Source organism: Microvirga vignae (assembly GCF_001017175.1).
In the GTDB taxonomy this organism is placed as follows: Bacteria; Pseudomonadota; Alphaproteobacteria; order Rhizobiales; family Beijerinckiaceae; genus Microvirga; species Microvirga vignae.
Window position 1 is genome coordinate 1 of the sequence record NZ_LCYG01000046.1, and the last position, 23,395, is coordinate 23,395.

General features: G+C 58.8%; 20 protein-coding genes and 1 pseudogene. 16 read left to right on the top strand and 5 right to left on the bottom strand.

Translation table 11 applies throughout. The features are described from left to right. Window positions 1-59 precede the first annotated feature (59 nt). On the bottom strand, window positions 60-761 hold the full coding sequence (locus AA309_RS18340; protein ID WP_047190470.1) for an IS6 family transposase: 702 nt from the start codon (window positions 759-761) through the stop codon (window positions 60-62). 329 nt (window positions 762-1,090) lie between these two features. Between AA309_RS18340 and AA309_RS18345 the strand changes: the two genes are divergently transcribed. From AA309_RS18345 to AA309_RS35280, 11 genes are all read left to right on the top strand, one after another. Beyond that, window positions 1,091-1,996 (top strand): LysR substrate-binding domain-containing protein, encoded by a 906-nt coding sequence (locus AA309_RS18345; protein WP_052954818.1) that lies wholly within the window; start codon window positions 1,091-1,093, stop codon window positions 1,994-1,996. 271 nt (window positions 1,997-2,267) lie between these two features. Beyond that, window positions 2,268-3,236, top strand: a complete 969-nt coding sequence (locus AA309_RS18350) for an ABC transporter permease (RefSeq protein WP_047190471.1) — start codon at window positions 2,268-2,270, stop codon at window positions 3,234-3,236. Between the two features lie 4 nt (window positions 3,237-3,240). Then, complete coding sequence (locus AA309_RS18355; RefSeq protein ID WP_160310491.1) at window positions 3,241-4,197, top strand: ABC transporter permease; 957 nt, start codon at window positions 3,241-3,243, stop codon at window positions 4,195-4,197. Between the two features lie 4 nt (window positions 4,198-4,201). Then, window positions 4,202-5,347 carry an ABC transporter ATP-binding protein gene (locus AA309_RS18360; RefSeq protein WP_084731381.1) on the top strand — a complete coding sequence of 382 codons (1,146 nt, stop codon included), beginning with the start codon at window positions 4,202-4,204 and terminating at the stop codon, window positions 5,345-5,347. Further along, on the top strand, window positions 5,340-6,353 hold the full coding sequence (locus AA309_RS18365; RefSeq protein WP_047190472.1) for an ABC transporter ATP-binding protein: 1,014 nt from the start codon (window positions 5,340-5,342) through the stop codon (window positions 6,351-6,353). The genes AA309_RS18360 and AA309_RS18365 overlap by 8 nt, the downstream gene beginning before the upstream one ends. 124 nt (window positions 6,354-6,477) lie before the next feature. Further along, window positions 6,478-8,226, top strand: coding sequence for an ABC transporter substrate-binding protein (locus AA309_RS18370; protein ID WP_047190473.1), 1,749 nt, complete (start codon window positions 6,478-6,480; stop codon window positions 8,224-8,226). Between the two features lie 88 nt (window positions 8,227-8,314). Then, window positions 8,315-9,406: an NAD/NADP octopine/nopaline dehydrogenase family protein gene (locus tag AA309_RS18375; RefSeq protein WP_047190474.1), complete on the top strand. Its 1,092-nt coding sequence runs from the start codon at window positions 8,315-8,317 to the stop codon at window positions 9,404-9,406. 107 nt (window positions 9,407-9,513) lie between these two features. Beyond that, window positions 9,514-10,653 (top strand): NAD(P)/FAD-dependent oxidoreductase, encoded by a 1,140-nt coding sequence (locus AA309_RS18380; RefSeq protein ID WP_047190475.1) that lies wholly within the window; start codon window positions 9,514-9,516, stop codon window positions 10,651-10,653. A gap of 330 nt (window positions 10,654-10,983) precedes the next feature. Then, entirely contained in the window at window positions 10,984-11,484 is a 501-nt protein-coding gene (locus tag AA309_RS18385) for an IS6 family transposase (RefSeq protein WP_052954820.1), read from the top strand. A 188-nt stretch (window positions 11,485-11,672) separates the two neighbouring features. Continuing rightward, entirely contained in the window at window positions 11,673-11,852 is a 180-nt protein-coding gene (locus tag AA309_RS35885; RefSeq protein WP_047190476.1) for a hypothetical protein, read from the top strand. A gap of 2,474 nt (window positions 11,853-14,326) precedes the next feature. Continuing rightward, window positions 14,327-15,319: a phasin family protein gene (locus AA309_RS35280; RefSeq protein ID WP_052954821.1), complete on the top strand. Its 993-nt coding sequence runs from the start codon at window positions 14,327-14,329 to the stop codon at window positions 15,317-15,319. Between the two features lie 593 nt (window positions 15,320-15,912). On the opposite strand, the gene AA309_RS18405 is transcribed toward AA309_RS35280, so the two are convergent. Then, window positions 15,913-16,287 carry a YybH family protein gene (locus AA309_RS18405; RefSeq protein WP_047190478.1) on the bottom strand — a complete coding sequence of 125 codons (375 nt, stop codon included), beginning with the start codon at window positions 16,285-16,287 and terminating at the stop codon, window positions 15,913-15,915. Between the two features lie 410 nt (window positions 16,288-16,697). Continuing rightward, complete coding sequence (locus AA309_RS18410; RefSeq protein WP_047190479.1) at window positions 16,698-16,892, bottom strand: hypothetical protein; 195 nt, start codon at window positions 16,890-16,892, stop codon at window positions 16,698-16,700. A 461-nt stretch (window positions 16,893-17,353) separates the two neighbouring features. Between AA309_RS18410 and AA309_RS37255 the strand changes: the two genes are divergently transcribed. Beyond that, window positions 17,354-17,554 (top strand): NepR family anti-sigma factor, encoded by a 201-nt coding sequence (locus tag AA309_RS37255; protein WP_047190480.1) that lies wholly within the window; start codon window positions 17,354-17,356, stop codon window positions 17,552-17,554. Between the two features lie 275 nt (window positions 17,555-17,829). Here the strand turns inward: AA309_RS37255 and AA309_RS18425 are convergent. Further along, window positions 17,830-18,071: pseudogene (locus AA309_RS18425) on the bottom strand (Tn3 family transposase); the annotation flags it as partial. A 122-nt stretch (window positions 18,072-18,193) separates the two neighbouring features. Between AA309_RS18425 and trkA the strand changes: the two are divergent. Further along, the gene (gene trkA / locus AA309_RS18430) at window positions 18,194-19,579 is read left to right on the top strand and encodes a Trk system potassium transporter TrkA (RefSeq protein WP_047190483.1); all 1,386 of its coding nucleotides are present in this window, start codon (window positions 18,194-18,196) and stop codon (window positions 19,577-19,579) included. 9 nt (window positions 19,580-19,588) lie between these two features. Beyond that, on the top strand, window positions 19,589-21,079 hold the full coding sequence (locus tag AA309_RS18435) for a TrkH family potassium uptake protein (protein WP_047190484.1): 1,491 nt from the start codon (window positions 19,589-19,591) through the stop codon (window positions 21,077-21,079). A 283-nt stretch (window positions 21,080-21,362) separates the two neighbouring features. Here the strand turns inward: AA309_RS18435 and AA309_RS18440 are convergent, their stop codons facing one another. Continuing rightward, window positions 21,363-22,385, bottom strand: a complete 1,023-nt coding sequence (locus AA309_RS18440; RefSeq protein ID WP_047190485.1) for a coiled-coil domain-containing protein — start codon at window positions 22,383-22,385, stop codon at window positions 21,363-21,365. A 359-nt stretch (window positions 22,386-22,744) separates the two neighbouring features. Between AA309_RS18440 and AA309_RS35285 the strand changes: the two genes are divergently transcribed. Both AA309_RS35285 and AA309_RS35290 read left to right on the top strand, forming a co-directional pair. Then, a complete protein-coding gene (locus AA309_RS35285; protein ID WP_047190486.1) occupies window positions 22,745-23,047 on the top strand; it encodes a hypothetical protein in 303 nt (100 codons plus the stop codon). Further along, window positions 23,035-23,337, top strand: coding sequence for a 6TM ABC transporter family protein (locus AA309_RS35290; protein ID WP_047190487.1), 303 nt, complete (start codon window positions 23,035-23,037; stop codon window positions 23,335-23,337). Before AA309_RS35285 ends, AA309_RS35290 begins: the two co-directional genes overlap by 13 nt. The last annotated feature ends 58 nt before the right edge of the window (window positions 23,338-23,395 follow it).

Genomic DNA, 23,395 nt, shown 5'->3' on the forward strand with positions numbered 1-23,395 from the left:
GGACTTGTCACATTAACTGGTATTGAGCGCACTGAGGTAAACTCGGTCACCTGGCGGGCTCACGCAGCAATGCAGGCTGCAGACTTCCACTCCGCCATGGCATTGAGGCGGTGAAGGTGGATAGCAAGGGCAGAGCGGCGGGAGCGGGTCGGAATGAAGAGATTGCGGACGGCCGAGAAAACGCCGACAAAACGCTGGAGCCCTCCGGGTGATCGAAAGCCCTGCATCGCCCGTTCTCGCCGGCGCAAGGGCAGATGCGAATTCTCCGCGCGGTTATTCAGCCCCTTATGCGAGCGATGCTCGATCCTCGGCATGATCTGACGCCGGGCGGCAGCATAGGAGCCCAGTTTGTCGGTGATCATCCGTCGCGGTGGGCAGCCCTGCTTCTTCAACAGACGCTTCAGCAAGCGCTGGGCCGCCTTGGTGTCGCGCCGCGTCTGGACGATCTCATCGAGCCCATATCCATCTTGGTCGACGGCCCGCCAGAGCCAGTGCTGCTGGCCGGCAATGGTGATCACGACCTCATCCAAATGCCAGATGTCGCGCGGGCTTGGCGCCTTGCGTCTGAGGCGGCGGGCGTAAGACGACCCGAACTTCATCACCCAGCGCCGGAGCGTTTCATAAGAAACGACGATTCCACGCTCGAGCAGCATCTCCTCGACGAGCCGCAAGTTCAGTGGGAAACGAAAATACAACCAGACGGCATGAGCGATGATCTGAGGCGGAAAGCGGTGGCGTTTATAGCTGACGGGCTTGGTCATGCCAGTCGATCTATACGACCCACTCTCATGCCCGAGTTAATGTGACACCACCCACGCCATCCTCCGTCCGTGAACCCAGGGAGCAGTATCTGAAACTCTGAAACAAAGAGTTTGCGACAGAGTCTGCCACCCACTGAGGCCTCCATGTAAGCGAAGATCTCTTGTGCAATCCCCGATAAAGGCCAAAATCTCATGGCGGTGAAGATACATCATTAGCATCAGCTCCCGTGGGACGAGGCCATGCAACGATTACCAACGTGTCTACCAAATGGATTGTGTTTATCGGGTCTGCTGTTTTGTAGCGGTCTAGCGGGAGGCGGACGGCAACCATGAACCTTCGGCATCTCGATATCTTTCGATACGCGGTTAAACATGGCACGTTAACCCAGGCGGCGGAACTCCTATCCATTTCTCAGCCCGCAGCCAGCAAGCTCCTGTCGCAACTCGAGTATATGCTTGGCATAAAGTTATTCGAGCGCAAGCGGCGGCGTCTCGTGCTGACCCGCGAAGGCGAAATGTTCTATGCTGAGCTCGAGCGCGCGTGGACCGGCTTCGAGCGGCTCAAGCGGGTCGCTCGGGACATTCGCGAGCTGCAATTTGGGCGACTAAACCTTGCGGCGTCGCCGATGTTCGCAGGATCGGTGATGCCGCGCGTGGTGGCCCGCTTTTCTGAAGAGCACGAGAACATTGCGATTTCATTCCATGCCCGCAGTTCCGACCGAATTGTGGAATGGGCGATCGCGCAGCAGATCGACATAGGCTTCACGAACTCGCCGGTCTCCCATCCGCAGGTAACCTGCCGACTCATAGCCCGGGTCCCAGGTGTCTGCGTGCTACCGCTCGGGCACAGTCTCGCCAAAGAGGATGTCATCACTCCGCCTCATCTCGCCGACCAACTCTTCGTGTCTGTCGGAAATGCTGAACTGCAACGGCGGATGATGTTCAATGAGATATTCGACAGCGCCGGCGTGCCACCCCGCCTTCTACTTGAGGTCCCGATGACGCCCGTGGCCTGCGCAGTTGTCGCGAACGGCGCGGGCGTCGCCATTGTGGACGAGACGACGGCTCATTGCTTCGCCCAGGGTGGTCTCGTGATCAAACCCTTCCAACCTCATGTTTTCTTCCCCGTCTGGTGCGTGCGACCGACCGCCCTGCGCGGTTCGGCTCTTACCGATGCATTCGAAGCTGAGGTCGAAGCCGAACTTGCCCGTCACGGCTACCTCTTTCAGGACTAAAAGCCCATTTAGCACGACGAGCGACCGCTCCGTACCGGCCCGCACACAAGCCGCAGTTCATAACCTCCAGTTATGAACTGCGAAAAACAAAAGTATTGATCTGGATCAAAGACAACCCATACGCTCAAGCCATCGCCATCAGATTGGTTTGCGGTCTGCTGGTCAATTATCGGGCTGTAAGCCTATGGGTCAGGCGGGGTATGGCGCGCTTGTATACATACGAAGCAATCAAGATTCAACCTAGTCAGAACTCACTCCACTAGGATAAACGATGAGATTGACAATATACATCGTTCGCCGCCTGCTCTTTGCTTTTCTCCTGATGGTAGGCGTGAGTCTGATCATCTTCTTCCTGGTCAATGCCGTCGGTGATCCGATCGAGTTGATGATGGCGGAGACACCCGGCGTCTCCGCCGAGACCATCGAGCGCATGAAAGTGCATTATGGGCTCGATCAGGATCCATTGACCCGATACTTCATCTGGCTCGGCAAGCTCCTTTCCCTCGATTTCGGAACAAGCATCATCTACAACCAGCCTGTCGGCTCTCTGATTGCGACCTGGGGCTGGCAAACTTTCAAGATCCAAGTGCCCGCGATCCTGATCGCCCTCGCGATTGCGATCTTCGTTGGCACAACAGCAGCACGGCGCCAGCATTCCCGCACCGACTTCGCGGTCATGAGCGGTGCCCTCCTGGGGCAGTCTCTGCCGGCTTTCTTTCTCGGGATCCTGTTGATCCTGATCTTCTCCTATACCTTCGACGTCTTGCCCAGCTACGGAGCGTATTCGACCCGTGGTTATCTGTGGGGCAGTGTTGTTGCCGACGGTCTCTGGCACATGGTTCTGCCCGTTGCCATGCTTGCCTTCTTTAATACGGCCACCCTGACGCTTCTGATGCGCTCCAACATGGTGGATGTGTTGAAGTTGGACTTCATAGCGGCGGCGCGGGCGAGCGGCATCCCGGAGAGGCGTGTGGTCTATCGGCATGCGCTGCGGGTCGCGGTCATTCCGGTGCTGACCTACCTCGGCCTGCTTGTGGGGCTGATGCTCGGTACCGCTCCAGTGACCGAGACCGTCTTTACCTGGCCAGGGCTGGGCTATCTCTATGTCACAGCAATCCATCAGCTCGATTACCCCATCATCATGGGCGCCAGCATGGTCATCGCCGCGATGCTCATCGCAGCGACGACACTCACCGACATCGCCTACGTCCTCATCGATCCGCGCATCCGATTGGAGTAAGTCCTTGTCTGACTCGTCTTCATTAAATGCGTCAGTCCTTCCAGATGACGCCGCAGTGCTCGCCCGGCACAAGCCTAAGGGGATTTGGCGACAGGGCTGCGAGCGTTTCCTCCACAGCCGCACCGGGATGCTGGGCCTTGTTCTGGTGGCTCTCGTCGTCGCTGTTGCCGTCTTTGGCCCATTCCTCGCGCCGTTTGATCCGCACGATCAATCCGCCATGCTCGATCCGGGAGCCAAGGCGCCTCCGAGTTGGGTCCATCCTTTGGGTACCGACCGGATGGCCTACGATGTGGCAAGCCGGGTCATCTACGGCGCGCCCACGGCTCTCATCGTTGGCCTCGGGGCCATGTCGATCGCAGCCTTCGTAGGCGTTGTCGTCGGGGGCATCGCCGGTTACCGCGGTGGCCTCACCGACGAGATCATCATGCGGGCCACGGACTTCTTCCTCGTCATTCCGGTCTTCGTCGTGATCCTCGCCGTCGTGAGACTGCTCTCCAGCATGGTGGTCAATACGCCTCTCGAGAGTATCCCTTATCTCAATCTTGGCACGATCATCGTCCTGATCGGCATCTTTGGCTGGGCTCCGATCGCACGGATGACCCGCGCCGAATTCCTGCGCCTGAAGAACCAGGAGTTTATCGAGGCTGCGCGCTGCATTGGCGCAACGACGGGCGATATTCTGTTCCGACACATCCTGCCGAACGCCCTGCCATCACTCATCGTCATGGTCGCTCTCGGAATCGGCGGGGCTATCCTGTCGGAGGCCATGATCGGTTTCCTCGGTTTCGGCGACCCGAAGGCGGTGAGTTGGGGACAGCTTCTGTTCTTCAACTACGAGTCACTCAAGGTGGCGCCATGGGCCTCGCTTGCCCCGGGAGCCGCGATTTTCGTGACAGTTCTCGGATTCAATCTCCTCGCCGATGGGCTCTCGGATGCCTTCAATCCACGTAGCGGAAGGTGATCCGATGCACCAGGCCAATATCTCTCGTCCGATTACCGATCCACTCACGACATCCCCTTCGTCGATCGCCTCCGCGGGGCTCAGCCGTGCTCCCCTGTCCACCGGCGAGCGAGCCCAGGTCGGCGGCTTGGTTTCAGCCGGTGAGGCCACAGAGCCGCTCGTGCACGTGGATAACTTGCGCATTCATTTCCCTCCTCGGAGAGCTCCCATCCGAGTCGTGGAAGGCGTCAGCTACTCGGTTGCTCGAGGGGAAACTCTCGGCATCGTCGGTGAGTCCGGCAGCGGAAAGACGCTGTCCAGCCTTGCAATCCTGCGCCTCCTTCCGCGCCCCGCCCAGATTGCCGGAGGACGCATTGTCTTCGAGGGCGAGGATCTCGCCGCGAAGTCCGACGAGGAAATGCGGCGACTGCGCGGCAAGCGCATCGCCATGGTTTTCCAGAACCCCGGCTTCTCTCTCCATCCACTCATGACGATTGGTGCACAACTCAGCGAGATTCTCGCCGTTCATGAGAGGCTCGCCCGAAAGGATGCCGACGCACGGGTTGAAGAATTGCTTCGTCTCGTCGGTATCAGCGACCCTGGAGCCCGGATCAGACAGTACCCGCATGAGCTCAGTGGCGGCATGAAGCAGCGGGTCTGTATTGCCCGCGCTCTCCTGTGCAATCCAAGCCTCGTACTTGCCGACGAGCCGACGACCAGCCTGGATGTCACTATCCAGGCTCAGATCCTCGAACTGTTCGAGGAACTGAAGGCACGCTTCCGCATGTCGATGATCTTCGTGACCCATGACATGGGCGTCGTGGCTCGGATCGCGGACCGGATCGCCGTCATGTATGCAGGGCAGATCTGCGAGACGGCTGACGCATCAACAATATTCTCTGATCCACAGCACCCGTATACTCGCGCGCTTCTCGGCAGCACACCGCGGGTCGATCAACGTTCAACACGCGCGAGTGGCTTCCGGCTCCCGACGATCGGAGGATCTGGACCGACGATCATGCAGCAAGGCGATGGGTGCCGTTTTGCGACCCGCTGTCCGGAGGCCGGTCCCGAATGCGCCCGGCTTGCGCCCCTGCCACTCGCCGTTGGACCGAGGCACATTGTTCATTGCTTGAAGCGCGGTAGCGCAGGGGAGGCGAACCATGCTTGAGCCGGTGCGAAGCGCGGCTGCGTCCGATCCCTTGCTCACTGTCCGCAATCTCTCAAAGAGCTACCCGGTCACTCGTTCAGGTCTTCTGCGCAAGAAAATCGTCGGAACGATTGACGCGGTAAAGGAAGTCAGTTTTTCGGTCCATGCCGGAGAGACGTTGAGCATTGTGGGCGAGAGCGGCTGCGGCAAGACGACGACGGCCCGCTCCATTCTCAACCTCGTCGCGCCGACCTCGGGCGAGATCCAGTATCAAGGCCGTGACGTCGTCAAGACCTTTGCGACCGGCGGGCGAGAGGACGCTTTGGCTTTGCGGCGGCAGATGCAATACGTCTTCCAGGATCCGTATCTGTCACTTAACCCGCGCTGGAGCGTACGACAGATCCTGAGGGAGCCGTTGCGGATACACCGGCGAGGCGAGCCCGCGACCTGGGATGACCAAATCGAGCACCTTCTTGCCCGCGTTGGTCTGCCGGCGAGCTATGCGGATCGATATCCGCATGAATTCTCAGGTGGACAGAGGCAGCGCATCGGTATTGCTCGCGCACTTGCAGTCGAGCCTCGCTTGTTGATCTGCGACGAGCCGGTCTCGTCCCTCGACGTTTCGGTCCGTGCTCAGATTCTCAACCTCCTCGCCGATCTACAGGACGATCTCGGGCTGTCTTACCTTTACATTTCCCACGACCTCGGCTCGGTCCGATTCCTGAGCCGGCGAGTGGCGGTGATGTATCTCGGCACGATTGTCGAAATCGGTGACGTCGATGCGATCTTTGACCGGCCGCGTCATCACTATACCGCAGCGCTCCTCTCGGCGATCCCGGTGCCCGACCCAACGCGGGTCGCCACCGCTAAGGGCGTGCGCGGCGAGGCGCCGTCTGTCACCGAACGCCCGCGAGGATGCCCCTTCCATACGCGCTGCCCCGCGGCGCTGCCTGTGTGTCGGGATGAAATGCCGGCCCTCGTGCCGAGCGATCCCGACCACAAGCTTGCCTGCCACAATCCACGATGAGGTCTACTGCCGGTGAACCGGCCAGCGAAGAGGAGCGTCCGAAACTCACATCCTTCGTCTATCGCGCTCTCATGGTAAGGCGCAGCATTCACATAAACTTACAAATGCACAGAGGAGAACAAAAATGGGTGGGAATACAACGACTCGACGCAATCTGCTCAAACTTGGCGGAGCGGGCCTCGCCGCAGGCGCCATGCCAACAGTGTTCACACAGTCGGCATTGGCAAAGGAGCCGTTTTTCAAGATTTATCTGACCATCTTCAACAACGTTCAATCCCGAATGATCTGGACGGACCTGATCGGCAAGCAGATCGCGAAGCTTGGGATTGAGGTTGTGACGAGCTTCCATCCACCTTCCGCCATCATCGCCCGTCGATCGAGCGACAAGGGCAAGACTTTCGTCGACGGCGGATGGGACATGTATTCGGAGCGCATCTATTACAGCGGCCTCACCCCGCTACCGGAAGTGCTTTTTCACAGCCGAGCGGAGCCGCCGAACGGGCAGAACTATTACCGAATCAACGACCCGGTGATCGACGCAGCGATTGAGCGCCACTCGCGTGCCGTGGACCCGAAAGAGCGGCAACAGGCGATCAGGGACTTTCAGAAGCGCTGGTATGAGACCGAGCCGCTCCTGATGGTCTTTTATCCCGAGGATGTGATCATCACGAACCCGAAGCTGAAGGGTTTCGACTCGACGACGTATAATCCTGTGTTCTTTCCCCGTCCGGAAAACTGGACGATCGAAGGTGCCACCGGCGATGTGAGCGCCGCCTTCGCATCCTGGCAGCCGCCGAGCACCCTCGTCCCCATGTATTCGACCGGGTACAACGAGGCGAATATCTTTGGGCCTGCCTATAACGGACTGTTCGAATATGAAAGCTGGCAGACAAAGAAGGTCGTGCCCGCCTTGGCAGAGTCTTATACCCGCTCTGACGACGGGAAACATTGGGTCATCACTCTGCGCAAAGGTGTAAAGTGGCACAGTGGGGAGGAGTTCACGGCCGAGGACGTGAAGTTCACCTGGGACCGGGTGCTGGATCCTGCATACGGCAGCCTGTACCAATCGCCCCTGAAGACCGCGCTTGGCGGACCCGACGCCTATAAGGTTACGGGCCCCCATGAGATCACAGTCGATCTTCCGGAATATTCCCTGCTGTTTGAGGAGTTCGTCCTGCCGGTGATCGCCATGATGCCGGCTCATGCCTACCGCAACATCAAGCCGGAGCAGATGCGTGGCCACACGATCAGCACCTGGCTGGGAACGTTTCCTGTCGAGACGTCGAACGGCAAGGTCTTCGAGGCCAAAGGTGCCGTCGGCACTGGACCGTGGATCCCGCAGGGGTTCGATCCGGCGCGCAAAGCCTACAAGTACATCAAGAACGAGAACTACTGGAAGAAAACACCCGGTAACGTGACGACCTTCTACGTCGTCAACATTCAGGGCGCAGATGCCGTCCTCAGCGCTCTCAAGGCCGGCGAGATCGATGCTCACGACCCCATGTATGACGTGGGTGGTTTGGTCAATACCATTGATCCTTCATGGGGCAAGGTAAACCGCTTCGACTCGTTCAAGTGGCAGCAAATGTGCCTAAACATGGCTCACCCGGTCTTCGGGACCGGCGTCGACACACCGCTCGGCCGGAAGGATCCCAGCCGCGCGGCTGAAGCCGCGGCATATGTCCGAAAAGCGATGAGTCACGCGATCCCACGAGAGCAGATTATCAAGAATGTCGTCAGCGGCGACGGCAAGCCAGGAACAGTCCCGATCCCCTTCACGGCAGCCGAGTACGCTCACGATCTGCTGAAGCCCATCGCCTACGACATGGATCTGGCGCGCAAGTACATGGAAAAGGCCGGCTACGTCTACTGACGGGCCCCGTTTGCATCCTGTGATCATCCAAGCGGGCCGCAGCTGTGGCCCGTTATCCCTCCCACTCGCCTTTTTAAGGACTGAAATCATGCGTGTTGCTATTCTGGGTGCTGGCGCAATTGCCTACGGATGCGCGGCCTTTCTCTGTCGCGAGGGGCACGAGCCCGTGCTCTGGTCGCCTTCCGGGAGTCGCGGCCGGTCTATTTCGAGCGGTGCTCCTCTGGTAGCGCAGGGCGCCATCGAGGGCTCGTTCCATCCCCAAGTCACGGAGCGTTGCGAGGATGCCATACGAGATGCCGAGGCCGTACTCGTCGCACTTCCTGCCAATGGTCATAAACGGGCCATGGACGAGGCCGCGCCATATCTCCGGCCCGATCAGACGGTCATGATTTCCTCGCATACGTCGTTCAGCGCCCTCTATCTCGCGAAGCTCTTGGCCAAGCGCGGAATCGAGGTGCCGATCGTGGTGTGGAGCACGACCGTGACGGCCGGTCGTCAGACCGGTGATGCCTCGGTCAACGTCGCTGTCGTTCGCACAAAGGTCGACGCGGCAACTCTCCCGGCTTCCGCGAGTGGCAAAGGGCTCGCCGTCTGCAGAGCTTTGTTCGGTGATCGTTTCAATGAGCGGCCGGACATGCTCGCGATCGCTCTGAGCAATCTCAATCCGCAGAACCACATGGGAATTGCGCTCTGCAACTTCACGCGCATGGAGCGAGGGGAGCGCTGGGGGCAGAACGAGAATATTACGGACTCGGTCGGGAACCTGCTCCAGTCCCTTGATGACGAACGCCTCGCAATAGCGGCAGCATTCGGCTACCAGGTGCGCACAATCCAGGAGCATTACCACCTTTCGTTTCATGTTGAGCCAGGTCCGGTCGGGGCGATGTCGAAGGCGATCCATGAGCGTGGCGGCGGTGGTTACGGCCCAACAACAATCGATACTCGCTACGTACTCGAGGATGTGCCCTATGGTCTCGTTCCGACCGTCATGCTCGGCACGTTGACCGGAGTCGGCGCACCGCTCCACGCCGCGGGCATCCGTATCTTCTCAGCCCTGTACGGCCGGGATCTTGCCGCCGAGAACGATCTCCTGCCGGAGCTCGGCCTCGAAGGCATGTCCCTCGAGGATCTGCGCATCCTCATGCGCGACGGCTGGGATCAAGAGGCGCTCGCTGCCTGAGTATTTCCGCGACACTTCCGAAGCTCTTTTCCCAAGCCCTTTTCAACGGCACCTGCGCGACCTCCTTGGTCAAGTGCTGTGTGCGGAACTTCCATGGAGAAACAAACATGACTGATGTGATCGTCATCGGCGCTGGTGTCATCGGCACCTCGGTCGCTTATCGTCTTTCTCAGGCGGGCGTCAATGTCACGGTACTCGAAGCCGAACGGGTCGGCGGGGGCACGTCCGGCTCGAGCTTCGCCTGGACAAATTCCAACAACAAGACGCCGCGTCCCTATTTCGATCTGAATGTCGCGGGCATGCGCGCCCACGCGGCCCTCGCTGACGAGTTTGGGGGGACACCCTGGTGGCACGGCGGTGGCCGCCTCGAATGGGTGGAAGAGAGTGGACGCTCGGCCCAGCGCGACAAGGTTGAGCGCTTGCGCTCCTGGAATTATGCGGCCGAATGGCTGACTGCCAAGGAAGTGAGCGAGATTGAGCCTGATATCGATCCTAATCTGATCGGCGATGCGCCTGTCGCCTATTATCCGGAAGAAGGCTGGCTTGATCCTGTTGTCTACGCGCAAGCCATGATGGCAGCGGCCCGCCGGCTCGGCGCGAAGCTCGAGATCGGCGTCCGTGTGAATGGCATCGAGTTTCAATCAGGCCGCGTCACCGGCGTGCGAAGTGCGGACGGGCGCGTCTTCCGAGCCGACCGCGTCATCAACTGCGCGGGCCGCTGGCTCAACGACGCTGCGGATGAGGAGGTGCTGCACGTACCGCTTGCCCCGACAACCGGTTTTCTCGTGTTCACGCCACCGGTCCCAACTCAAATATCACGGGTGGTCTCGACGCCTTTGTGTGACTTCCGGCCGGATGGAGCAGGGCGCCTCATGATTCATTGGGGCCCTGCCGACGCGACGATCACGCCAGACCTTTCCGTCAATCCAGGCATGGCCGAGGCCGAGGAACTCGTTCAACGCCTTGCGCAGGTGCTGCCTTGCATCGGAACTGCGCGGCCAGAAGCCGTTCGTGTCACACGGCGGCCGATTCCGAAGGATGGCTACTCGGCAGTCGGCCCGATTCCAGGGGTGGAAGGATACTATGTTGTTGTCACTCATAGTGGCGTCACCCTATCGCCCTTCCTCGGCATCGCCGTAGCGGATGAGATTGCCTCTGGTCGCACCCGGCCAGAGCTGGCTCCCTTCCGCCCGAGCCGCTTCTTCGAAGCGGACATGTCGGCAGAACAAGAGGCAGTTCCTGCCTAGCCGATAGTGACGAGATAAGCCCAGCAAAGGTGACGTTGCTAGGTTGGCAATGCGAAGGATTCATCCATCCCGTGGCTCGGTATGTGGAGTCACTGGTGGAGAAATTTGCGCATTGCCACGTTACTCAGGTACGAGGGCGAGGCGTGTAGATGGGCTGGTGTGAGCATGACCAAGCCTGTCAGCTACAAACGCCACCGATTTCCACGGAACTGTCGCAAGCCCTTCGGTAACTTAGTTCTCTTATACCTCCGGTGAGACCGGAGGTGTACGACGTACAAGGGGCGAACAGGTCTCAGGTAATCCGGAGCGGTTCGTCAAGGAGCCGCTCCTGTGTCGATCTTCAAGCGCCGCCGCTTTCCGGATGAGATCACCCTTCTGTGCGGGCGCTGGAAATATCTGTTTCGGGCAGCCGCTAAGCACGGTCAGCTGATCGACTTCCTGCTGTCGGATCGCCGGAACACCAGAGCCGCTTATCGTTTTCTGCGCAACGCGCTGAAGGTGATGAGTGACTACCCGCTTTCCTCGATCACAACTGACAAACTCCCATCCTACCGGAACGCGATCCGGCGCTTACAGTGCGAAGGGCTGCTGGCGAAGGATGTCGAGCATCGAACCTCAAAATATCTCAACAACGTTATTGAGGCGGATCGCGGTGCCCTCAAGTGCGTAATCCGGCCGACACGCGGATTCCAGAGCATGAAAACGGCGCGTGCGACAATCAAGGGCTTTGAGGTGATGCGGATGATCCGCCGCGGCCACTGTGTTCTGACACAGCCCGGCGCGACAGGCGAAATCTGTCTTGTGAACCAGCTCTTCGGTCTTGCTGCCTGAGGGACCCTTCGACTGGGTTCGTTCTACCTTTTCCAGGTTAATGCAACGAAGCCAATTGCAGGGGGTGAGTCAGTACCAGGAACTGATCGACCTCGAGTTGGTCAAGATGGGTGGTTTCGTGGCGGCCGAGATGAGCCCGCACTTTTGGGCTCCGGCAGTGAAAATGCCCGTGCTCATGGTTCAGGTTTTTGGACGACGCCTGGACGCGCAATCCGGAAGATGGCCAGAAAACGTTTGATCGTCTCGGCAGCAACGAGAAGGAGCTGTTCTGGATCGAAAACACCACGTGGCGGTTCAAGGATGGATATAACTATTTCGGGCGACACCCAGAGAAGGTTCTCGGTTTCCTCGAAAAATATATGCACTAGTCTTCTGACCCGAACCCGGACGGCATGCCGTTGAAGATTCTCCTTCGAGAAGTCTTTCGGGGCGGACCGAGTCAGAAAAGATCTGCTGCTCTTGTTCCGACCTGTTAATGGGCATCCACGACAGCAGTAGAGGGGGGAGGGCAGGTCCAGACTGGAAAGCGGACCTTTACGCGGTCGCGCTTAAATGGCCGAGTTTGATCCTTAGCAGGTCCTTGCCGCGAATGCCTACCACGTTCGGGTCACCAGCTCTGCGTTTCGTCAGCGTCTCTCCATGATGACAGATAGACCGGAGATGACATATAGACGGACACCGGTATCCTGCCTCGAGCCTAATATCGCTTTCAACAGCCTCGAGAACGACTGCGCCACAGTTCAGTAGAAACGCCGAAAAGTTGCAGGGTGATGCAAGTGCGGAGCGGCGTTCAACAAAAAACCCGTTCAGGCGCACTGGAGTGCAAAGCTCGCTGTGGTTGAACCGCCACCAGCTTAATGTTGTAGGCGATTGATTATTCCACGAATCCTACATCGGACCCTGTTCGCTCGCCCGACGCAGAGCTTTGAACTAAGTTGAATTTTCTCAGCATTGCCGAGAGCCATACTGAATGAAGAAGTTGGTGAGTATTTAAGTGCGGGTCGCCCTTTGTCCCGGCACACGATTGGTTCGATTCTACAACTAAGTAGTTACCTCCAATGAATCCCGCTCATCTGCGCTGATTTGTTCGGCATATCGCCATGCTTATTGTATATTTACCTTATGAGCCGAATAAGAATAAAATTCATAAAGGGAGAAAAGATGACGTTTGAACAAGTTACTAATAGGAAGCCAACCCATTTTGACTTAATCGATAACGAAATTAGGGGCCTTATTCATTCCTTGTGGTGCATCGACTTCATGACCGAAATTGAACTACTTAAAATCGATAATAGTCACGTTATGAATGAGATCAAGAACGCTAAGAAAATTAATACAATTCTAGCGTATCGTGAAAAGCGACACCCGTTTGTCAAACTTCTAAACGAACGTTGGGAAAAGCAATGTACCAAGCTTTTGTAGCTTAGGTCGGCCTACTATGCCCGTTTCGTAATCACTTCAACTCTCATCCTTCTTCAACACCTACAGCAAACTGCCAAGAGCGTAGAGCGTCATGAGAAGCACAAACAGCTACAATGCTCCATCACTAGAAGAGATTGTTTGGGGAAGCCGATATTCATACGTAACACAGTATAAGGCCCAAGAGATTATACGTATCCTGAGCGATTTGGATGCTCAGCATAATCTACGCCTCGATAAACTTCAGCACCGTCAGCTTGATCAGAACATCAGAAATGACATCCAACAAAAGCTAAAAGCCGCGCACCGTGAACGGCGAGAGCCTTACGTGAGACAACTTGAGGAACTCCGTAAACAACAGCTTCCTCAATCCTTAGGCTCTTAAAACGACATTCAAACTTTCGTTCGTTGGATTTCGCAGTCGCAACCTCCTACCTGCCAATTTCGAGGCTGGAACTTAGAGCGTCCTTCAGGGCGCTCTTTCTTTGTTGGTTCCCATCGCTCCGGGACCTGGCTGTCCCTTCTTGGCCCTACATGCATCCGCTATGAACATCTACTGGATGAAAACCTCCGTAGCATTCCCAGGCGACAGTTGGATGGAGACGCAGTTCACCAGCCTCGACGAGGATATGCCGGATCGGGCGAGCGATAGCAGGTGGGATACCTACATCAGCAACGTCCAACAGGCGCCGCCTGTATTAGGATAGGAAACGTGGGAGAGGGCATGGGCAGGTGGTTCAGGCGCAGTTTATCTCCAAAATGTATGGTCGCATACTTTGTCGTCGGAGGTGCCCGTGCATTGCTACTTTCATCTTGTGAATGGCGATGAGTGGCATTCCTAACCCTTAGCGACTGCAGACTTGCGCGGCGAGCGTGATGCTCTGTCACCCTGAACGGGTGGTGCTTTGACTCCGGCGTCCAGTGGGGTCCCCTCAATGCCCCGTGTCTTTGGACAGGGCTGGAACTCTCAACCCTTTTGGCCAATGGCTTTAGGGTACTGCTTCCACGATCCAAGAACATACGTTCATGCCCAGGCGTCCTAATGGCTGGAAGCCCTTCGATGTCGTGCCGATGAAGGAGCGCCGCCGCTTGGCTAGCGACATACCTCCCGGCCCACAGACCGGCAGCTGTCCTGCGGGAAGATTCAAGATGACGGTGCCTGGAACTTCAGGCGCCGTCCAGGATTAACCCGCGTCAACAAGGCCAAGAACTGGTCGCCCGCATGCAACCGGGTTGAGGGATCAACGCCCTGTAAATTCAGTAGCCGATCAACGCCAAACGAGTGGCGCGACGGGCGCGGATTATTGCCCATCCAGCCTTCAGTCGTGCGTAACGCTTTTCGATCAGTCGACATATCGATGTCACATGTTGTGATCCAAGCTGTAGAGCTTGAGGCCATCTGTTTCATAACCTGCGAGGGACAATGACGAACGGACGTTTCAGCCAAACTCCACCGGACAAGGCGAATGAGCTCTTCGAGAAGCTCCTCGCAACGTCCGACAACGCGGTGAAAACGCGCGAGCGGCTATTTGCGGATTTGAAGGCGGAGCTGGAGCTGCTGGCCGGCCTTCAGGAAGAGCACCTCTTTCCCGTGCTCCGGCGGCACGGGATGCACGATCTTCTGCTGGAGGCTACCAACGACAACCAAGAAACGGCCGCGCTCCTTGCCGAACTGGAGCGCATGCCCAAGAACAGTGCTGAGTTCATCAGCCAAGTGACGGAGCTGCGGAAGGTGTTCCAGCAGCACATCCGCGACGACAGAAAGGAGCTGCTTCCCGCAGTGCTCAAGGTGCTGAGCGACGAGGAAGCCAACGCCATAGTCGAGACAGTGGAGGATGAAATGGCAAACATCGAAGAGATGAAACGCGCTGACGGCCGACAGGCCCGTGAACAGGTCGAAGCCGTGCAGCGGGTGACGGAGAACGTGTCCGACACGCTACGGGCCAGCGTTGAAGGCGCTCAAACCATGGTTCAGGCTCTGCAGGAGGTGGTACAGACCAGCTTCGGCGCGTTCTCGGAGCTGACCCGCCGCTCGACCGCTCAAAGCTTGCCGATGGCGGGTCGTTCCGATGCCGTGGCGCTGGGACTGAGCGAAGAGGCTGCAAAGAACCTACGGGCTGCGGCCCAGTCCAGCACGGCATTCGCCCGTGGCTTGCAGGAGGTCTCACGCGAGGTGGTGGACCGCAGCCAGCAGCGCCTGCAACGCAACCTCGACGGTCTGCAAGCCCTCGCCCGCTGTCGGTCGATAACAGATGTCGTCGAAGTGCAAAGCTCACTCCTTCGCGACAACCTGGAGCAGACGGTGGAGAACAGCCGGCGCATCGCCGAGCTCACGATCCAGATGGCTGAGGAGGCTACACGTACTGTGACGGTTCAGGCAGAGAAAACCGCCGAGCGGGTCAGCCGCGCGGCCTGAGCGCCCGGCGGGCAGCCTGACATGAAGAGCGCCGTTGAGGCGCTCTTCGCTTGTAATCATCCAAACCTGAGGCAGATCGTCTCCGGATTTCTGCTACCGGCCGGGTCAGGAAACCGTGTGGAACACATTGAAGCCGTTGGCCCCGGTAGGTTTGCGCCGCAGTGGCATCAGGCCCTCCTTGCGGGAAGGTTGCACAAAAGTTAGGTCAGTAGGACGTCGGCCAGGATCACGACCTCGATGACCTGTCGCCATGCCTCACGCCCTGCCCTGAGGCCGCCTACCGCAAGGGTAGGCGCGATCTAGCGGCGGAGATCCTGGTCCTGCTGAATGAGGGCCACTCGGACACGGCCCTTGAACGGCTGCGCGCGGAGATCAGCTGGAAAGTGGCGTGGCCGCCTGTGAGAGGGCTTAGAACCTCTAATCCAATGAGGTCTCCCCTCGTCGCCAGGCGATGAAGCAGCAGGCAAGATCGAGGAGACCGTCGTGGGTCTCGCGACGTCGGTCGGTGCGGACGAGCAGGCGACGGCGGTTATGCAGCCACTGCGAGCCGGGTTCTCTTTCCAGAGTGAGAACCTCTTTGCCCCCTCAAGTATTCAGTCTGTTCCCCATGGGTTGTCGATCACGAAGCGCCAGGAGCCGTCGGCCTGACGACGCAGAACATCCGCATTCTTTGCCGTGAGTTTCACCGGCTGACCGTCCGGCCCGGTGCCAGTGAATGACCAAACCCCTATCACGAGGGCCAGATCACTTACCTCAAGAACCCTGGTCACCTTGAGATCGAGTTGACTCTTCATTGCAACGAAACCGCCCAGCGCTTCACGGATACCCGGTAATCCGTGAGCGAGGTTCCCAGGCTGAGCCGCAAAAGCGGCCTCAGGTTCATAAAGAGCCATGAGCATGTCAAAATTACCCGTGTTGATTCCCTCAACTATCAATTCGAGGACTTGCTCAGGCGTTCCTGTAGACATGCCGTTCTCCCTGTTCCAGGGTCTCTGAGTCCGCGCCTCTGACTGCTCTCGTGTCATCGGTCAACGGACGATAGCGGTTGCGCCGTTGGTGATCGTGCGAAGCAGGGGGACCTCGACCTGCAGAGAACACGACACACTTGACAAAGCTGCGTCAAACCGGTGGCCCACTCCACGCCGGAGCGCGAGGTCACGCTGCGCTGGTACTACGCCCTTGTCCACCTCGATGGGAGCGCCGGCTCTCACGTCTGATGCGCTTCATGAGAGCGATTGACGCCACCATTGTTCGCTCAAGTTGATGCAACATGGAAAGCGTGTCGGGCGAGGAGGATGGAGGCTTGGTATCTCTCATGCTCTGACCGTCTCTGCCTTTATCTCTAGGTTTCAATAAATAGTGCATCGTCAACGTGACCTTAAAGCCGGGCCAGATTGTGCGGCGATGCATATTCGCGGTCCGGCGGCTCCTGATCGCTCTTGTCTTGAGATTGCTCGGGTCGCTGCTTCGAAAGGCCAGTCAGCCGCAGTGACCCTTCGCAGGCCATCACGCCAGTGACAACTAGCGAGGCAATAGCAGCTGAGCCCATCACCCGAAGCCAGAACTCCGCCATGAGCACCTCCCGCGATCCTGATGGGACAACGGTACTCTGGCGGGTGCATTCTTCACCTGTGCATGTGGGCTACCGCGATGTGGTTCATCAAAGACCCGGCAGAGACTTTGGCCTTTGTAGGATAGGGCACGAGAAAGTCCTCCTCACCCGTCCTCGCAAGGAGATGAGGAGGCGTCCTAGTCCTGAAGACCTGTGACGAAGCGGCCTTCGGGTGTCGAACCCAATAAAGGTAGGGCCGTTTCAGCTTGGCCGAATAATAGTCCCGGCTTGCGGCCGGGGTTTAACAAGTGCAGTCGCTCGGTAGGAATTCTCCCGACCCGTGCTGGAGAGGTGCCTACACGCATGTGAGGGCTAGATCCCTCTGATGAGCAGCAAGATACTACAGCTCCGCTGAAACACTTCCGGGATCTTTGAGTTGCTGACTAACATAGGTTAATCCGCAACATATTCAGAGATCGCCCATGACAGACAGTATTTCCCTTCGTCCGGCCTATCGGACTTTGCCTAGTCTGACCTTTTCCCAAGCAGAAGTGAACTTCATTCTCGGGCATTCGCTTCGGAGTTTGTACGAGGATCTCCTGAATATGCCTGTTCCTGCGCATCTTGAGATGCTGCTAGTTCAGTTGGAGAAGCGCGACCGAGACCAGAAACTTGGAGGCTGATCGCCTGCACGCATGTGGGGGCTAGACCGGCAGCGCCTACTTATCGAACTTTAGCTCCGCTTAGTTGGACGTTCCTGTCGGCGGTGCCCCATGCTGGCTGAGTTCTCTGTCATCAGAAGCCCTTCTGCCAGCTCCCGCGCCTGCTTAGGCGTCATGGCGATTGGCAGCTTCTGCCGGATGCCAGCGACATAACTCTCCGTCGTCTCGGCATACTCGGGGAGCGCGCAAGGTTTGTGCAATAAACCTCGGCACCTTGGACGAAGCGTGAACATCCTTCAGGGGGTGTCTCGGTGACGGACATTGCGCAGCGGACGCTGCTGCCCGGCTCCGGTGGCTGCATGCTGCCAGAGGTAATCGCCGGTCAGGCTGATGCGTCGCCAGCCAAGTGGAGCGATATGCGTAAGAAGCTCGTCCGGCACGATCCTTCCTTGACTCCTCAGGTGCTTCACCGCCCGGCCCATTGTACAGCGTGTTCCAGTAACACGATCGCGGCGATCACCAGATTGAGGCCTGAAGCTGGTAAGCAGCCTGCCGGCAGGAACGATCGGCGCACAAGTAGCTTCATTGGATTCGCGTGCTCCGCGAGGAATCTGCCCTACATGATCTTGAAGCCAAGCGTATTCGGATGACGAGGTCGCCATGAGAGTGATCGTCTGCGGAGCGGGACAGGTCGGCTCAACGATTGCCCGTCACCTTGCAACCGAAGGCATCGATGTTACGGTCGTGGACATCTCGCCGGATCAGGCCCGGCGAGCCGATGAGAGCTATGACGTTCGCGGCATGGTTGGCCATGCCTCCCATCCCGAAGTGTTGGAGCGGGCCGGAGCGCGTGATGCCGACATGCTCATCGCGGTGACCCGCTCGGACGAAGTCAACATGGTTGCCTGCCAAGTGGCCTACTCGCTGTTTAATGTTCGCCGGCGCATCGCCCGCGTCCGTCATCATGGCTATCTGGAGCCAATCTGGCAGGGTCTCTACGCTGCCGACCAGTTGCCCATCGACGTGATCATCTCGCCGGAGGTCGAGGTCGCCAACGGCATCGTGCGCCGCCTCCGAACCCCTGGCGCTTTCGATACGGTAGCCCTGGCTGATGGACGGGTGCATCTCCTCGGCGTTCATTGCAACACTGGCGGGTGCTCCCTGATCGGGAGAAGAATGAAAGAGCTGTCGTCGTCAGGAGGCTCCGGCATCGTGATTGGCGCCATCGTGCGGAACGGGCAAGCCTTCGTACCCCGGGGCGAGGATCAGGTGCAGCGGGGCGACGACGTCTACGTCATCACCGAGACGACTCACGTGGATCGTGTCATGTCCTTTCTCGGCCACGAGGAGCAGGTCGCCCGCCGCATTGTGATCGTAGGAGGCGGGAATGTCGGCCTGAATCTGGCCAGCCGGATTGCCCGTCGTGCTCCATACGTCTCGCTCAAAGTGGTCGAGCATTCGCGGGAGCGGGCCGAGTTCATCTCCCGCGAACTCGGCGACGCCGCCGTTGTGATCCAGGGGGATGCCCTCGACAAGGACGTGCTGATCGAGGCCAATGTCCAAAGCGCCGAGACGATCATCGCCGTCACCAACGATGACGAGACGAACATCTTCGCCTCGGTTCTGGCCAAGCGCGAGGGCTGCACTCGGGCCATCACCTTGGTGAACAAGACCTCCTACGAGCACGTACTGCCGGCCCTCGGCATCGATGCGGTCGTCAGTCCGAGCGCGATCACGATCTCGACCATTCTGCGCCATGTGCGCCACCGCTCCATCTCCGCCCTCTACACGCTCCGGGAGGACTTCGGCGAGGTGATCCAGGCGACGGCCCAGGAGGGCTCACAGCTGGTCAAAGGCACTCTTCGGGACGCCAAGCTGCCGGATGGGATGCTGGTGGGCGCCATTGTCCGCAACGGGGAGGTGATTATCCCGACCAGTTCGACACAGGTGGATCCCGGCGACAGCATCATCGCCGTGGTGGCCTACCGAGCGTTGCGCAAGGCCGAGGCGATCTTGGCCGGTCCATCGAACGGGGCTGATATCTAGGGCGGATCGATGCATGAAGGACCATTTCCAGGAGCGTGGGCGCCGCCCTACACCCGTCCGGTCTTCCACCTGACCGGACGTATGCTCCTAGCTCTGTCCGCGGCCATGCTCGTGCCTGCGATGGTCGATGCGCTCACAGGCGACCCGAACTGGCGGGCTTTTCTCATCGGCAGCGTGATCACCTTCGCCTGCGGCGCAGGGTTGACCCATATGACACGATGCCGACTGTCCGGGGGGCTGACACTGCGCCAAGCCTTCCTGCTGACGCCAGTGGCCTGGACGACTATCGCCCTGTTCGGAGCGATCCCTCTGTACATTTCCGACTATGCCCAGTTGAGGGACAGTTTCACCAACGCCTTCTTTGAGTCCGTATCGGGTCTAACCACAACCGGCGCGACCGTAATCGTCGGGCTAGACGCCGCTCCGCACGGCATTCTTCTCTGGCGAGCGCTCCTGCAATGGCTGGGCGGCATCGGCATCATCGGCGTCGCAATTGCAATCCTGCCCGCTCTTGGGGTTGGCGGCATGCAACTGTTCCGAACGGAGTCGTCCGATCGCTCCGAGAAGGTCATGCCACGGGCGAGAGAGATCGCAGCGGGCATAGTCCTGATTTATGTGGCACTCACAGTGATTTGCGGAGTTGCCTACTGGCTGGTGGCGATGACGCCGTTCGAGGCGTTGGCCCATGCGCTGACCACCGTCTCGACGGCCGGGTTCTCCACCTCCGACGCCTCGATGGCGCGCTGGAACAATGCCGCTCTGCACTGGATTGCGACATTCTTTATGCTCTCCGGAGCCGTCCCATTCGTGCTTTACCTCCGGCTGTTCCAGGGACAGCGGGATGCCCTGCGCGACAGCCAAGTCTGGTTCCTGGTTGGTCTCCTTGCAGTCCTGATTATCGCCGTTGCGGCATGGCTGACCCTATCAGGTGGACACGGCGCCACTGACGCGCTCCGGCTGGCCGCCTTCAATGTCGTGTCGGTGGTGACGACTACCGGCTATGCCACGGCTGACTACACGCTGTGGGGCAACCTCATGGTCGGGCTGTTCTTTGGCCTCTTATTCGTGGGCGGCTGCACAGGATCCACCACGGGCGGGATGAAGATCTTCCGCTTCCAAGTGATGATACGCATGCTCCAGAGCCAGTTCCTGCGCCTGCTCTATCCACGGGGCGTGTTTCCCCGCGTCTATGCGGGCCGGCTGCTGCCGGACGAAGTGATCGGGTCCGTGGTAGTGTTCTTCACGCTCTACTTCATCTGTTACAGCGTACTAACCCTTACCCTGATGGCATTTGATTTTGATTTCCTGACCAGCGCCAGCGCTGCGGCGGCCGCACTATCGAACGTGGGGCCGGGCCTCGGGCCAATCATCGGCCCTGCAGGCAACTTCGCCACGCTTCCGGATGCCTCAAAATGGCTCCTCTGCTTTGGCATGTTGCTGGGGCGGCTGGAGCTGTTTACGGTGCTGATCTTGTTCGTTCCCCAGTTCTGGCGCGGGTAGGGCAAACCTATCAGTTCCTGTATCAAGCGCCATCTCAGTAGACTCGCAGGAAGGCCTGCAGGCGGATCATTGCAAAGCCAGAAGGCGAAGCAGTCGTCATGCCTGGAGGAAGCTGTTCGACTACGTCCCTTCTTGGCACATAGCGGAAGCAAATCGCATGTCCGAATTGACTCAGTGAGCGGACCTTCACGCAGCGGCGATCCACAACCGGCTATCAGGCTTAGCGGATTGCCTCAGTCACTTCATTTAGGACCAAAGCAGCCATTGTCTCCGCTCTGGTGACTCACGGCTGTGGCGGTTCAGTTGGTACAGGTGCTGTATCGGGTAGAGCACCTGCACCGGGCGTGGTTTCACCGGCGGGTGGCGTAGCCAGTTGTTGACGTGCCTCGGCAAGTCGACGCTGCGTATCAGCGAGGTCCTGGCGGGTCGCTTGAAGGCGTCCTTCCAGCTCTGCTATCTCTCTGTTCCGAGCAGCCAAGTCGTCCGTTGTCTCAGCAAGCTGGGCATGAAGATCGTTCTGCTGCCGGGCGGCTTGATTCTGGATCTCAGTCAGTTCCCTCGTGAGACGCTCCCGCTCAGACCGGAGGTTGGCAAGGTCCGTCTGGGCGGAGGCCTGCTCCCCACGCACCTGCTGGAGCTGCTGCTCCGCCTGCGGCAGCTGAACCTGGAGTTCCGACAGGCGCTGCGAGAGCGCCGTGATGCTGCGGCTCAGCTCAGTAGTGCGTTGCTCATTGACCTGCAGGCTTTGCTGGGCAGCTGCGGTCTGGGACTGAACCTCGGTTCGGGCCCGTGTGAGTTGCGTCAGTTGCTGCTGCTGGGCTTGGAGGTCCTGCAGGATGGCGCTGAGCTGTGCCTGGGCCTGTTCACGCGCTTGCGAGACTTGGGTGAGCTGCTGCTGCGTTGCCTGGAGGGACTTCTGCAGAGTGTCTAGCTGAGTTTGAAGCTGCTCACGAGATTGAGCTGCCTGGCTGAGCTGCTGCTGCGAAGCCTGAGTGGTTTGCTGCAGGGTGTCTAGCTGGGCCTGAGCTTGGTCGCGGGCCTGTCTGATACGAGACAATTGCTGCTCGGCGTCCGCGACCTTGGTCTGTAAGTCCGCTAAGGTTGCTCCGGCGCGCTGCTGCTCGTCGAGCTGCCGCTGCAGGGCAACCTGCGCCTGCTGCACGCGGGTCGTTTCGGCTTGGGCCTCGTGCAGCCGGTTCGAGGAGGAGAGCCAGATGCTGAGAGCCAGAAGCCAACCCAATACGGCAGCGCCAGCCAGCACCAGAGACAAGGGTCGCTTCAGCTCAGCGCGGTAGTCGACCGGCATGATGATCCTCCTGCGCGTTGACCGCATGGTCTAACGCAGAACAATTATCAGCGTTGCTTCACGTCGAACGTGTGTCGCCCCTTCCCATCGTGAGTATCAATTGCGCGGCGGTGTCTTGATGGACGGAGCTGAAGTTGACTGAATGTCCGCTCAATAAGAGAACATCAGACGTTTTCTAAGCGCAGCAGATTTCCTATTTTGGCCCACAGCGCGGAATTTCGAAGCGTCATCACTGTGGCTGGTCAGCCAACAAGTCTTTGAGCGATAGAGCTCTCAAGGATCGTCCACGGGCACCGAGTTATCGGCAATCCACCAGTCAGCCAGGATGGCAGCGGCTGTGACGTTGCCGGTTACCTGTCATGCCGGCTCAACAAATCAAGGCGGAGGAGCTTCGTGCGGTCTCGGAGCGGGAGCGGATCCTCGCCTTGATGCACGGAATGGAAACCGAGATTTCTCACCTGCATACACAGATCGGCACGCAGGCGGAGCGCATCAAGCTCGTGAAAGGCTTTGTTTCCTCTGCTGCCCAACTCAACACGAAGGGGTACATCGCGGATATCGAATACAAGCGCCGGCCGCAGGACGTTCTCGAGCAGGAGCAGAGGCCAAAGCTCAGGAGTCATCGAACTTCATCGAGACTTTACGAGCCATGCAGGCTTTGAAGCTCTTCAACCGCGAGAGTGAGCGGGAAGGTCAATGGCTCGACCGGTATGCGGATTTTGTCAACGCGAATATTCGCTCGGGCCGCACCAAGATCGGCTTTAGAACGATCAATGGTGTCATATTCGGCGCCGAAGGCGTCATCACGGTTTACCTCGCAGCGCGGCTCGCCCTCGATAACGTCCCGACGGTGGGGACGATCTTTGCGTTCATGAGCTACAAGCAGAACTTCCTCGGAAAAGCGGTTATGCTGATCGAAGCCGGAGCCTGCCGGAGGCGTAGGCTGAACTGAGTTACCAAACGGTTTGCAACGAATCCGGATGCGTTCGTCTTCAGCACCAAACTGAGCG

Excerpts from the sequence above, each read along its gene's own strand:
- AA309_RS18340 (WP_047190470.1), bottom strand. The coding sequence starts at position 761 with ATGACCAAGCCCGTCAGCTATAAACGCCACCGCTTTCCGCCTCAGATC.
- AA309_RS18345 (WP_052954818.1), top strand. The coding sequence starts at position 1,091 with ATGAACCTTCGGCATCTCGATATCTTTCGATACGCGGTTAAACATGGC.
- AA309_RS18350 (WP_047190471.1), top strand. The coding sequence starts at position 2,268 with ATGAGATTGACAATATACATCGTTCGCCGCCTGCTCTTTGCTTTTCTC.
- AA309_RS18360 (WP_084731381.1), top strand. The coding sequence starts at position 4,202 with ATGCACCAGGCCAATATCTCTCGTCCGATTACCGATCCACTCACGACA.
- AA309_RS18365 (WP_047190472.1), top strand. The coding sequence starts at position 5,340 with ATGCTTGAGCCGGTGCGAAGCGCGGCTGCGTCCGATCCCTTGCTCACT.
- AA309_RS18370 (WP_047190473.1), top strand. The coding sequence starts at position 6,478 with ATGGGTGGGAATACAACGACTCGACGCAATCTGCTCAAACTTGGCGGA.
- AA309_RS18375 (WP_047190474.1), top strand. The coding sequence starts at position 8,315 with ATGCGTGTTGCTATTCTGGGTGCTGGCGCAATTGCCTACGGATGCGCG.
- AA309_RS18380 (WP_047190475.1), top strand. The coding sequence starts at position 9,514 with ATGACTGATGTGATCGTCATCGGCGCTGGTGTCATCGGCACCTCGGTC.
- AA309_RS35280 (WP_052954821.1), top strand. The coding sequence starts at position 14,327 with ATGACGAACGGACGTTTCAGCCAAACTCCACCGGACAAGGCGAATGAG.
- AA309_RS18405 (WP_047190478.1), bottom strand. The coding sequence starts at position 16,287 with ATGTCTACAGGAACGCCTGAGCAAGTCCTCGAATTGATAGTTGAGGGA.
- AA309_RS18410 (WP_047190479.1), bottom strand. The coding sequence starts at position 16,892 with ATGGCGGAGTTCTGGCTTCGGGTGATGGGCTCAGCTGCTATTGCCTCG.
- AA309_RS37255 (WP_047190480.1), top strand. The coding sequence starts at position 17,354 with ATGACAGACAGTATTTCCCTTCGTCCGGCCTATCGGACTTTGCCTAGT.
- trkA (WP_047190483.1), top strand. The coding sequence starts at position 18,194 with ATGAGAGTGATCGTCTGCGGAGCGGGACAGGTCGGCTCAACGATTGCC.
- AA309_RS18435 (WP_047190484.1), top strand. The coding sequence starts at position 19,589 with ATGCATGAAGGACCATTTCCAGGAGCGTGGGCGCCGCCCTACACCCGT.
- AA309_RS18440 (WP_047190485.1), bottom strand. The coding sequence starts at position 22,385 with ATGCCGGTCGACTACCGCGCTGAGCTGAAGCGACCCTTGTCTCTGGTG.
- AA309_RS35285 (WP_047190486.1), top strand. The coding sequence starts at position 22,745 with ATGCCGGCTCAACAAATCAAGGCGGAGGAGCTTCGTGCGGTCTCGGAG.
- AA309_RS35290 (WP_047190487.1), top strand. The coding sequence starts at position 23,035 with ATGCAGGCTTTGAAGCTCTTCAACCGCGAGAGTGAGCGGGAAGGTCAA.